Consider the following 11,681-nt stretch of genomic DNA (forward strand, 5'->3'; position numbering starts at 1 on the left):
GGGCGAACAAAAGAACTAAGATGTCGGCAACGCTTTAATAAAAATTATGTTAAAAGTGATTTTACTCAAGTAAAACTTATCACTTGGGCGACAAATTATTGGCACTCAATAGCATAATTCTTTGAGCGACTTTTTCAGCAAACTCTATCTATCATTATAAGGGTGATAGAGTCAAAGCTCAGATCTTTTTATGTATGTTGGTTTATTATGTGGAATGGCATTTAAAACAGTGCTTGGCTCCTTTGTTATTTGAGGATGAAGAAATTGATGATAGTTCTCTGAATGTGATTAAAGCCAATCGGAGTGAATCCGCTCAGTCTAAAGAGAGAAAAAAACGGAATCAAGAGAACTTTCCTGTGCATAGCTTTCGGACTTTGTTGGAAGACTTGGGGACGATTTGCTTGAATACAGTGGAATGTACGATTAGGGAGGGAAGTTATCGTTTTTCTAAGATAACTCGACCGACTCAACTGCAACAAAAAGCGTTAGATTTATTGGGAGTTTCTCTGATTTGTACCCAGTAACGGGGTGCTGGAAATTCTCTTAATCCCTCCTACAGCAGATGTTATGGCCTTTTGTCAACGGGGAAGTCCAGTTATATTATCTAAAGCAAAAACGAGGCGAACAGATACTGAAATTTTTATCGAATCGAATGTGATACCACTAAATCCGAAGAAGTCATTTGGCAAAGAGTCGGCATTTGTTGCACCGGATGAATCAACAAGATTAGTGCCTAGAAAAGCTTCAAAATATGTTGTTGTACCACTTTGTGTTCCAACAGCAAATGCTGCTTCAGTTTGTGGCTGCGTAAAAGATATGACAACCGAAGCAACAGTACCATCATTGGGTATAAAGTTAGTGACGACAGCACCAACAAAAACAGGGGGGGTGGGTGGTACGATAGAACCACCATTGTTAGAAAAATAAAACACATTTGGGGAAAAGACAACACCTTGATTTTGGTATTGATTGGTGATAGTGGTGCCGTCAGGATAGTCCTGTGACCCAAATGTAATTGTTGAATGAGAGTCGCTCAATCCGAAAGTATTTTAAAAAAAAGCAGCATGATCTGGAGCAAAAACACCACTTAAAGCAATTCCACTAACCGCTAAACCTGTCACTAAAATAATTTTGTTGAAGTTCATGAAGTCTCCTTATTGAATTTGTAGAATTTGAGAACTGCTTACCTGAGTCGAGTCAACAATTCTGCTTCTGCTATTACCCTGATAGATGGTTGTTTGATTTGATGTGTGAATTGATTGAGTCTGTATGAATTGCCTGAATACGACACAAAACGTAACGGGCGATGCACGAGTTAAACTCCATCGACTTTACCCGTCAGACGCTCATCAAACTTCTGCTCATAATCGGGGTCTTGAGTTCCGAGGAGTTTGTCCCAGAACGTGAAATATAGACCGTAATGTACGGTGTACTTGCGATGATGAATGGAATGATGGGCAGGACCAATAAACCACCGACCCAACCAATGATGGGGAAATGAGGAAGGCAAGCGATCGATCCCAAGATGATTTAACACTGCCCAGATCGTCATCGTGGTGAGTGCCGCAATTAACGTGATGAAATGCAGGGGAAGGACAAAGACAATGCCGACCAGGAAGAGAGACTGAACGATCGCCTCTAGTGGGTCAAAGGCAAACGAAGTCCACGGGGTAGGATAGCGCGAGCGATGATGCCCCTGGTGTAACCACCGAAAGAGTGACGGGTGGTGAAACAAGCGATGGGTGAAATAGAAATAGGCATCCTGGAGAACCAACACAGCGCCATAACTAACCCCTAAATAACACAGCCCATACTGTTGAGGGTGGCTGTATAAGCGGGTAATGCCCCAACTGTATCCTGTCATGATGAAAGCCGCCGCCAGCGCAAACACCCCCGCCGAAAGAACCGAGAGCGTGATATCTTGTTGAATCGATCGCCAAGAGGGAGACCAATGCCGCAGGTTGTGATTGACAAAGGACTGACTCAAGGGCGAATAGAAGAACAAATAGGTTCCCCCAGCCACGAGAAAGTATCGCGCCAGGATGATCCCAAAGAAAGCGAACCCGTAAAATCCAAATGAGTGGTCTATCAATTTAATCTCCTTGCCATTCCCGATCTTCCAAGTCCTTTTGAGGTAACAGCAACGTGGCTTCAATTTCTTGCCGGATTGCGGCTGTTATTTCGCAGTTACTATTCAAACAATCGATCAGGAGTTGATTGGCCTCATAGTAGCGTTGGAGCAGCTGCTGTTGCTCAGTCGTAAACTGCCAGGGATGATGAATATTGCGATAATTGGCGATCGCAACCCGCAACTGTTCCACCCAGGCAGAATAGTTTTTCTGCCACCAGTGCTGAAGCCGTTCCAGGTTTTGACTCGGAGGTGGCAGTTGGTCTCTCAATTGTTGCAAAGACTTATAAAATCCGGCATCCAGAACCATCACCAGAATGTTGTTGAGTGCCTCGCTACAAGCATTGACGTATGCAAAATCCTGACTGTGGTCGATGGCAAACTCTACCAGCAAGTTCTCCAACGCCGCATCTAAAAACATCCCCTGAGCGAGCGTGCTGGCTAAGGCAAAGCGATCTGCCGTATGCGGGCTTTGGGCAAGGGCAAGGTAAAACGCTCGTGCGGTCGCCACTTTGGTTTCGTCTGGGAGCTGCTGGGATTTTTGGCTGGCCCAACTCAAAAACTCTTGCAGATAGGAGTCTTGCGCGACTAAGGCATCAATTTGTTGCTTCATCAACTGCACCAGCGCATCTGCACTTCGCAACATGGCAGCCGTTAACAAGAAGACTTCGCGCCAGTGGGAATCGGTGATGTGACTCACCAACCCTCCCAGTGCTTGTTCTAATGCCTGCAAATTATGGCTGGCAACTATTTTTCGAGCCGTGAAGTATTCTTGAAATGCCAGATAAGAAAATGAAAAAATTCCTCGCGCCCTTTCTGTGAGGATTCCATGCTGTGCCTCGATCGCTTTCAGCATGGCTTCGCTTTCGAGTTGGAGTTCCTCTGCTTCCAGGGTTGCACCTGGCAAATTCCGCAAATAGTCGCCAATGTATTGCTCAATCGTGCGTTGCTCAAAAAAATACTGCCCCTGTTCAAAAGTAACTGCTGCAAGCTGGCTCAACAGCCTCAATTTTTGGGGCAATAAAAACCCCCGGTAAACCTGATCGCGTTCGACTCCTCTAGCTTCATCCCATTTACCCAGCAGCAAATCCAGCCCTTGTTTATAAAACTCAGCCCGCTTGCTCGGAAATTTCCCTTGACCCTGAAACACCCAGCAGGCGAGATGCAGAAACAGAGGTGTCACCACCAGTTGCCGAAATTGCCAGTTTTCCGGCAAGTCCAACTTCTCCATAAACTGAGCCGACTGCTCCTGCCCCGCTTGAGCAGTCGTTTTGCTCAGTGCCACAAACCACTTTTGCGCGAAGGTGCTGATTTGTGCCTGGGTAAAGGGGGCAATTTCTACATCAGTGAAACCTCGAATCTGGAGTTTTTGGGCAGCGGTGCGACAGGTTACTACAAATCGATTGCGATGATACTTTTCTGAGAATTGGCGAATTTCTCTCAGAACTGCTGTAATGTCCTGGTTGAGAACTTCATCCATGCCATCGAGCAACAGCAGGACTCTGCCCGCTTGCAGTAAGGTTTCCAGCACAGACGGGTTGGAAATTCCAGCGGTGAGCAATGCCTGATGGATGTAGTTGAACAGGCTAAATTCACCACTGGGACTGGACTCCTCGGCAAATTCTCTCAATAAGATAAAAATCGGCACTTGATTCGCCGCAAACTCGCCTTGGTTGCACTGAATCGCCAGATGTTGCAAAAAGGTCGTTTTGCCAACCCCCGGCCTGCCCAAAACTCTAAGCTTTGAGTAAGTTTCAACAGCCTGCATTCCGGGTATTTGCTTCTGCTCAACCTCTCCCAAGCCGACGCGATCGAATTCAGCGGGACCCAAGTTTTGCCAATCGGCAATCTCCACCCACTGTTGACTGGCAATTTCCGCCAAAATATTGACATCTACATAGATGTCATCAATGTTGACTGGATGGCTGATGTCTAGTAACTGCAAGATGCCGCACTGGTTTTGGATGGTGTCCAGGCGTTGCGCTCGCACCTCTTGCACCAGAGCATCAATATTAGTTTTCGCCAGTTCTCCTGGTTCAGGAAATTCTGCGGGCGGAGCGAGGGCAATCTCCCGCCAATCCAAATCCAGAATCGAACAAATTTCCAGGAAAACCTGGCGATCAACGGGTTTCCCTGTGAAAAACCGCCAAATCGGCTGGCGGGTCTTTAAGTTCACTTCCCCTGCTAGATTTTCCTGAGTCCACCCCTTGAGATCAAAGGCTCGTTTAGCCTGTTTAATTCCCGAAGGGGAAGCCTGGAGCGATCTCTTGACCATACAATCCAATCCTCCCTATCGAGTCAGAATCAGTTCTGGTTGGGACGACCAGAAACTTCTAAGGGATCGTAGCCTAGTTGTTGAGTAATCCGTTCTCTGGCTAAGGCCCGGTACTCCCAAAAATGTTCTCCCGCCGCGCACAGACCTAAATAGAGATTGAGAACTTGGGGCTTTTTTTGCCAAATCGTCCATAATTGCCGCCAAAACTGTCCCCGAATGTTCGCTCGGCGGATACCCTGATGCCAGATTAACTGGGTAATCAGCCGTAACCCCTTACCCACGGGAAATTGCATGGTTTGCTTGTGTTTTGACTGCAAACCCAGACCGAGACATTGTTGGAAACAGCGTCGGAGATAGTGGCTGGGTTCGTACAGCGTCCAGAAGCCTTCGACATACTCTTTGGCAATTTCGGCAATCGGGCGGGTGGGGATAAAATTCATCAAGCTATTCTGATCTCCCGTCGGATGGATGCTGTCACCCTCAACTAAACGCTGTTCTTGCTGGAGACGATTCCAGAGCGCCGTGTTGGGCGGAGCCTGGAGGATGCCTAACATGGGCTGAGGAATACTGGTTTCTTCCACAAAGGCTTGAATCCTTGCCCCCGCACCAGAGCGCTCTCCATCAAACCCCAAGATAAATCCAGCATAGATTAGCAAACCGGCTGCATTAATCTTGCGACAGGCTTCCACCAGTGGATTGCGAGTATTTTGCAGTTTGCGCGTCACTTGCAGACTATCTTGGTCAGGAGTTTCAATCCCCAGAAAGACAGAATAAAACCCCGCCTCAGCCATCAGGCTTAACAATTCATCATCCTCTGCCAAATTGACCGAGGCTTCAGTAATAAAGGTGAAGGGATAGTCGTGCTGCTTCATCCAGGGAATCAAGTCTCTGAGAAAGCGTTTGACGTTGCGCTGATTGCCAATAAAGTTGTCATCGACGATGAACAACGAACCGCGCCAGCCTAGGTCGTAGAGAGTCTGCAACTCGGCTAAAGTCTGACTCGGCTCTTTAGTACGAGATTTGCGCCCGTAGAGGGAAATAATGTCGCAAAATTCGCAGTTAAAAGGACAGCCGCGAGAGAATTGCACTGCCATCATTAAGTAATCGTCTCGCTGAAGCAGGTCGAAGCGGGGGATGGGGCTGAGGGTCACGTCTGGTTTGTCCCCAGAGCGGAAAATTCCCTGGCTTTGACCTTGAGCGATCGCCTCCAAAAACAGGGGAACGGTTAACTCTCCCTCATCCAAAATGAGATAGTCCGCTCCAGAATCCAGGGCATCCTGGGGGACAGAGGTGGGGTAGGGACCGCCAACGGCGACTTTTTTGCCTAACTGCACGGCTTTTTGAATCAGACCTTGAAAATCTGGCTTCTGGACCAACATGGCAGAGAGGATAACCAACTCACACCACTGCCAATCGGCTTCTGTTTCAGGATTGACGTTGCGATCGTAAAATCGAATTTCCCAGTTTTGGGGGAGGAGGGCGGCGACAGTAATGATGCCGAGGGGTGGAATGGTGGCTTTCAGTCCCGCGATTTCCATAAAGCGATCGTAAGACCAGAAAGACTGGGGAAACTCAGGGTAGAGTAACAGGGCTTTCATCGAAAAAATGGGTCTGAAACCCCGCCCTTTAGCGATAGCGGAGGGCGGCTTTATATAAGTTAGTGAGAAACAATTAAACCGTTAGAACGACGAATTAACTGAATCTTACTAACAGTTATCTGTCCCAATCGTTGACCATTGGCATCGCTTACAGATAGCTGTTTTTCGGTATCTCCACTAACATAACCAATTCCTTTGGGAGAAGAAATTAAATCTCCTTTACGGAACCCATGTCTTGTGGTAGAGCCACCATATTTACGTCGTTTACCACCTTACAACTATGTCTGCTTCTTCATTGGAGGGGAATATACCGATTATCGAGTGAATATTTGTCATGAATTTCCTGTTTTTAGTACATAATTAGATTATATCCAACATTCCGCAGGTCAGATTCCACTTCATAAATATCCCTCTTTGGGAGTATCTCATTTATGCAAGTGAGTAATTAGGGTTTGCGGCAAAAAGTTTTTCTTGGGGGCAGGGTGTGGGGTGTGGGGTGTGGGGTGTAGGGTTTTACCGATTTTGAAGGCAGGGAAAAAGTCCCTGAATTTTCCCCCCGATCACTCCCATATCTGGTACTTTTTGATTTACAAAAACTCTAAAAGTCTTAACCAACAAGGGTTTTACCATTATTCAGCAAGCCCTAATTATACTTGTCCCTAAAACTGGTTTCTAGCAAGGCTTTCAAAATAGCTTGACATAAAACCTGATTTAGGGGTTACAAAGGTGAGATGCTCCCTCCCTCTTAGCAATGCCATCGTTAGCATGACTTTCTGGTGATTGTTTTGCTTTATTTTTGGATTTTTCTAGTCGCAAATATTTTCTGAGATTAGAGGTTTGCCAACCAAAGCGAGTATGGACTTTTGCCAATTGAGATAGTTGCTCAATCGCCCATTTCTGTCTGACCATAACTGGCGAGAAACCTTTTCCAGACTTAGCTCCTTTTCTACTGGAAGTTAGATCAATATCGGTTTTGACATACTCAAAGTAAATGTCAGTAATTGGATAGATTTTGGTTAGTTCAGAAACGTCTCGACTTCGCTCGACGTTGACGATTAGCTCTGATTGAGGGAGCTAATTTTCCTTGTCTTCTATTTGAAAATCGTTTTTGTCGATGCGCTCTTAGATTAAAGGGAAGTTGGCGGTTAATCCGTCTTTTTCTACGTCCTCTTCGCATTAAGCAGCGATTGTCTAGGCACTCTCTTACTCGCTTAAAAGGAAGTTCTAAGTGAGCCTTCCAAAGAGTAAAAAGGGAGGATTGAACGCCAATTCCAGAGAATAATTTACCCGGGTTAATACCAATGGCAATCGGTTGGGTTTTGTTATCGGAAGGTTCGGTGGTTAGCTGGACATAAAAAATATCTAGGGTCTGCTGAAAAAGTTTTTCGTGGGGGCAGGGTGTGGGGTGTGGGGTGTGGGGTGTAGGGTTTTACCGATTTTGAGGTAGTCAGTTACCTAATTTTCAGGGAAAAAGTCCAGGAATTTTACCCCCGATCACTCCAATGGTAGGCACTTTTTGAGGGGAAAAAAGTCTAAAAGCCTTATCCAACAAGGTTTTTAGATTTATTCAGCCAGCCCTATCTAAGTCGTTGAATTTACCGATAGCTTTTCCTTCCTTAATCCACCGTCTGGCCCGACTGGGTTTGGTGGGCATTAACGACTTTCCGTCTTTTGAGATAACAGGAACTCTTGCTATGGAGATAATCCTTAAGAGTAAAGTTAAAGTCCCTTACCGCAACACAATCAAGATGTCTTGTCTAACAACGCTTTACCAATAAAGCTTAGAGAGAATCCGAACTAGGGAAGCATTCGGAAGTCTGTGCCAGATTGTGTCTCGATGCGGTAGTCTTTACTTGCGTCGCCTAAATTGGTCTAGGCAAGCTCCGTCCCTTTTAGGGCGGGGTTAGTGACGAATCAAATTATCTCAAACCCAGTCAACGCTTCGACATTTTGTCGGAAAGCGATTAAGGCATGATTAGCTTGATACTCGACGAGACCAGAGAAGATCGCCTCCGAGACTTCCTGCGAGACAACGGTTTTGATCTCAATATTGGTGTTATAACCGACCATATCTCCCTGGCGGTTGCCGTGGCGACCTGCGCCCTGGGCTTGCGAGAGGGTATAGCCAGTTACGCCTAACTCTTGCAGCAGCTTGATCATGCGGTCTTGCAAGACGGTTTCACCAATGATGACAACCAGTACAGCCGGTTTAATGGGTAGGGATGAGGATGACATGGGCAACTCCTAAAATGGGTTTTTCAAAGACAATGTTATTGACATGCTCACCACGCCACTTTTTTAGGATGGTCGCGTCAATGGGGTTGACGCAGATAGCGAAAAACGCTTAATTGCTTAAGTCTGACACTTTCGACCCGTCCGTTTTGAGTGTCCGAATGCCGGACGGCCACTTTGAACAAGTCGAAAAAATCTCATGTTCAACCTTATTTCCTAGAAAGTTTTACTCGTTCAAGGCCGAATTTGACTTCTTTTCTGAACGAAACCCCCTACTATCTGTGGTCAGGGTTCAGTTTTTAGCTTGGTTATCGCTTTTTCCATTGTAGCTTAAAGCCGTCCTCAAAGGACGGGGTTTTCAACCCAAATTTTCGATAATAGAATACCTGACTGGGGTACGCTCAAGAGATGGCGATCGCCTCTGTTGTCGGTATCAAAATATTCTCGGAAATCGGCTTGGCATCGGGTAAGTAGTCCATAAAAAGCCTCATCTGATTCATTTGTACAGGACCAAAAATAGTGGCAAAAGAAACATCGGCTGCATCTCGTCCTGTGCCAACGCGAATTAGCCCGCTCTGAGGCACAAGGCGGGTAGGATCGAAAAGATACCAGCGACCCCCTAGATAAGCCTCAAACCAGGCATGAAAATCGGGGGGATTTAAACCATAGGCGTAGCCGGAAACAAAGCGTGCTGGAATATTCAAGGCCCGACAAAAAGCAATACCTAAATGGGCAAAATCACGGCAAACGCCTACCCTTTCTATCGCTGTATCGCAAGCAGAAGTTAAAGAATCACTGCTACCAGAGAGATACAAAACATTGTCATAAATCCAGTTACAGATAGCTGTCACCCGCGAATAACCAGGGACTAAATTGCCAAATTCAGCCGCGACAAAGCGCAATAATCGATCTGACTGACAGTAACGACTCGGATAAAGATAGTACAAGATATCGAGGGGTAAATCGGCTGGCTTTACTTCAAAAACCGTACTGGGGTCTGAGTAATAAGGAGATAAGCCAACGGTCGCTCGATAGGAAATTTGCAAATTGCCAGGAGGGGCATTGAGTCGAAAGTATCGGTTTCCACTGACAGAAGTGATGTATTCCTCAATCGACCGTTGAGAGTTAGAATGGAGGTCTTCCTGAACAATAATCTGATGGTTGTTGCTGACAATAGCAACATTAAGAATTAGAGTGCTTGCTTGCTCAATGCTGTAGGTTAATTCACAGCCAAGCTCATACTTTAGCATATAGTTTTTCCCTGTCCTTTCAATACGAGCAGATGCTGGAGCCGAAGCCGATTGTAACGCTGCACCCACAAACAAGGCAGGTTGAAAGCTGTTCCCACGGCGAGGTTTACCAGCACACCCCAGCCAGGAGTCCAGAGCATCGTCACTAACCAAAACAGCCAGATGGCGATGTGAACGTATTCCGCGCGACGGGTTTCAGCCAAAAAACGGGACATTACGGCACAGTCCCCACCGCCAACGGATGTTTTGCGAAAACCTCCTGGGAAGAAATCCCCTGCTTCTGGCAACCGATCCTTCCATCGCTTGATCCGCAGTACCCGATTGTACCATTGTCTATCTTCCCCCCAGGGTCGTGGCCGGGTCAGGCAGGTGTCCGTTTCTAGGAATTTCAGGGGAAGTCGATGACCGACAAAACCGATCAAAAGCGACCAGACTGTCCAACCGACTACACAAAGCCTGACGATTACCCCATCCGGTAGTTGTAGCATAGGCGAGCTCATTCATTCACCTTGCCATCGGGTACTTATCCTTCGTCCTTTCCATTCGATTTGACCACGTTCGAGATTCAGAATTGCCAGCAGGAACACTGCAATGAAGAAGGCAACCGGAATGGGGAAGAAAAAGACGATTGCTCCGAATGAACCCACTGGCCATACAATTATGGCTAACTGTATGGCGAAGGCAAGATAAAGCAGTACGTTATATAGTAAGGATGAATTCCCGACAATCGGCCAGCCGAATAGGGATGCGGGCAGACACCAAGCCGCCCAGAACAACCCTGAAAGCCAGAACACAACCGCCAGCATCCGCAGCCAAGAGACTTCCCCTGCTGCCGTTGCAAAGTTTTTGTCGAAACCAACAACCAGGTCCCGCAGCCCGCCGGGGTACATCCGATAGTCCAGTTGGCCTTGACCAATGTATGCACTCACTGGCAGTCCCGCACTCTCATAAATATGAGCCATGAACCAGTCTTCTACAACATATCCTGCCACAGCGTCGTGGCCGCCGACCCGCTCATAGTCATCCTTGCTGGTAGCCATAGCTGGTCCAAAAGCCACACCACCTCTTGCTCCCAGTTTGACGGCCATCAAGCCGACGAGATTGAACAGAACCGCTAACAGTTCGTAGGGGCGTTCAGTGCGGTGATAGGGCTGAACTGAGACCAGACCACCTAAGTGTTGAACAGTTGCCACCAGCCTGCGGAGCAGCTCCTCCCCTGGCTCAGTGTCGGCATCGAGAAAGACGAGAATATCGCCAGATGAGGCTGCATATCCGGTTTTGAGTGCCCAGTTTTTCCCTGTCCAACCTGTGGGCAAAGGGCTAGTCTGCACTACTTTCACCCCAGCCTGTTCGGCGATCTGTGGGGTAGCATCGGCGGACTGGTCATCGATGACAATGATTTCGTAGGGCTTGAATGTTTGCTGCTTTAAGGCTGTTAGCAAATTAGGGAGGGTACTCTCTTCATTCCTCGCCGGAATCAAGACCGAGACTTTAGGCGAACCGACGACTGAAAAGTCTGGAAGTCGCGGCAACCGCCACATCAATCCCCAGCCTATTAGCCAGCGCACCACCAGTGTGATGGACATCAGATCCATAATGATTCAACCTTTCCTTCCGTCTAGAACATCACTCACCTACCGATACGAATTCCCTTGAGAAAACTCAGCAATCCGAACACCTTAAGAATCCACAAAACGAGGGCGATGACAACCACAATGTTCAGGATTTGCTTGATCTTGCTGTCCATCGGAATGTAGTTGTTCACGAGCCACAATAGAACCCCAACCACGATGATAACTACCACAAACTGTACCAGATCCATGACTGACCTCCTTTCTCCGATCTAATGAGTTTCGTCAAGCATTTTATTCTCTTCATTATTATATATGCTCGTTTATATATGCTCGTTAGGTGGCCCAGGCAATCGCACACAATTCTTGAAGATGCGCAATAAATCTACAAGATATCCTCATGGAATAGCAATTAGGAGATAAATATTAAATTTTTCAAGTTAGTATACAGAATATTAACTATCTGTTTACAGGTTTGCGCAAAACAATCGCCAATTCAAAAATGAAACGCATCAACCTCAAGAGTTGACAAAGAAAGGCTCATCAGGTACTGTCTGATCATTAACAAAAACAAATCAGACCCAAAAATGAGCCACCAACATCTTAACATAGAACAAAGAAACTTGC

At 46.7% G+C, this 11,681-nt stretch carries 10 protein-coding genes and 3 pseudogenes; 1 reads left to right on the top strand and 12 read right to left on the bottom strand.

Going from position 1 to position 11,681, the window contains the following annotated elements; translation table 11 throughout:
• Positions 1-146: 146 nt before the first annotated feature.
• Positions 147-524, top strand: a pseudogene (locus O9300_RS06330) (IS1634 family transposase); the annotation flags it as partial.
• A gap of 54 nt (positions 525-578) precedes the next feature.
• On the opposite strand, the gene O9300_RS06335 reads toward O9300_RS06330, so the two are convergent.
• The 12 genes and pseudogenes from O9300_RS06335 to O9300_RS06385 form a co-directional block, all read right to left on the bottom strand.
• On the bottom strand, positions 579-1,037 hold the full coding sequence (locus O9300_RS06335) for a hypothetical protein (protein WP_287970700.1): 459 nt from the start codon (positions 1,035-1,037) through the stop codon (positions 579-581).
• Between the two features lie 278 nt (positions 1,038-1,315).
• A complete protein-coding gene (locus tag O9300_RS06340; RefSeq protein WP_016515453.1) occupies positions 1,316-2,092 on the bottom strand; it encodes a sterol desaturase family protein in 777 nt (258 codons plus the stop codon).
• Position 2,093: 1 nt separating this feature from the next.
• Entirely contained in the window at positions 2,094-4,403 is a 2,310-nt protein-coding gene (locus O9300_RS06345) for an NACHT domain-containing protein (RefSeq protein WP_287970704.1), read from the bottom strand.
• A gap of 29 nt (positions 4,404-4,432) precedes the next feature.
• Positions 4,433-6,001 (bottom strand): B12-binding domain-containing radical SAM protein, encoded by a 1,569-nt coding sequence (locus tag O9300_RS06350; protein ID WP_287970705.1) that lies wholly within the window; start codon positions 5,999-6,001, stop codon positions 4,433-4,435.
• 59 nt (positions 6,002-6,060) lie between these two features.
• Positions 6,061-6,273 (bottom strand): annotated as a pseudogene (locus tag O9300_RS19440) (hypothetical protein); the annotation flags it as partial.
• 475 nt (positions 6,274-6,748) lie between these two features.
• Positions 6,749-7,367, bottom strand: a pseudogene (locus tag O9300_RS06355) (RRXRR domain-containing protein); the annotation flags it as partial.
• A gap of 201 nt (positions 7,368-7,568) precedes the next feature.
• The gene (locus tag O9300_RS19645) at positions 7,569-7,655 is read right to left on the bottom strand and encodes an RRXRR domain-containing protein (RefSeq protein WP_260324580.1); all 87 of its coding nucleotides are present in this window, start codon (positions 7,653-7,655) and stop codon (positions 7,569-7,571) included.
• A gap of 260 nt (positions 7,656-7,915) precedes the next feature.
• On the bottom strand, positions 7,916-8,236 hold the full coding sequence (locus O9300_RS06365) for a P-II family nitrogen regulator (RefSeq protein WP_002752253.1): 321 nt from the start codon (positions 8,234-8,236) through the stop codon (positions 7,916-7,918).
• A 398-nt stretch (positions 8,237-8,634) separates the two neighbouring features.
• The gene (locus tag O9300_RS06370) at positions 8,635-9,483 is read right to left on the bottom strand and encodes a transglutaminase-like domain-containing protein (RefSeq protein WP_044035072.1); all 849 of its coding nucleotides are present in this window, start codon (positions 9,481-9,483) and stop codon (positions 8,635-8,637) included.
• Complete coding sequence (locus tag O9300_RS06375) at positions 9,477-9,983, bottom strand: glycosyl-4,4'-diaponeurosporenoate acyltransferase CrtO family protein (RefSeq protein WP_353851547.1); 507 nt, start codon at positions 9,981-9,983, stop codon at positions 9,477-9,479. The genes O9300_RS06370 and O9300_RS06375 overlap by 7 nt, the downstream gene beginning before the upstream one ends.
• The gene (locus tag O9300_RS06380) at positions 9,984-11,078 is read right to left on the bottom strand and encodes a glycosyltransferase family 2 protein (RefSeq protein ID WP_287970710.1); all 1,095 of its coding nucleotides are present in this window, start codon (positions 11,076-11,078) and stop codon (positions 9,984-9,986) included.
• 35 nt (positions 11,079-11,113) lie between these two features.
• A complete protein-coding gene (locus tag O9300_RS06385; RefSeq protein ID WP_012265960.1) occupies positions 11,114-11,305 on the bottom strand; it encodes a Thivi_2564 family membrane protein in 192 nt (63 codons plus the stop codon).
• Between the last annotated feature and the right edge of the window lie 376 nt (positions 11,306-11,681).

Origin of the sequence: Microcystis sp. LE19-195.1E (assembly GCF_027532095.1) — a bacterium.
Taxonomy (GTDB): domain Bacteria; phylum Cyanobacteriota; class Cyanobacteriia; order Cyanobacteriales; family Microcystaceae; genus Microcystis; species Microcystis aeruginosa.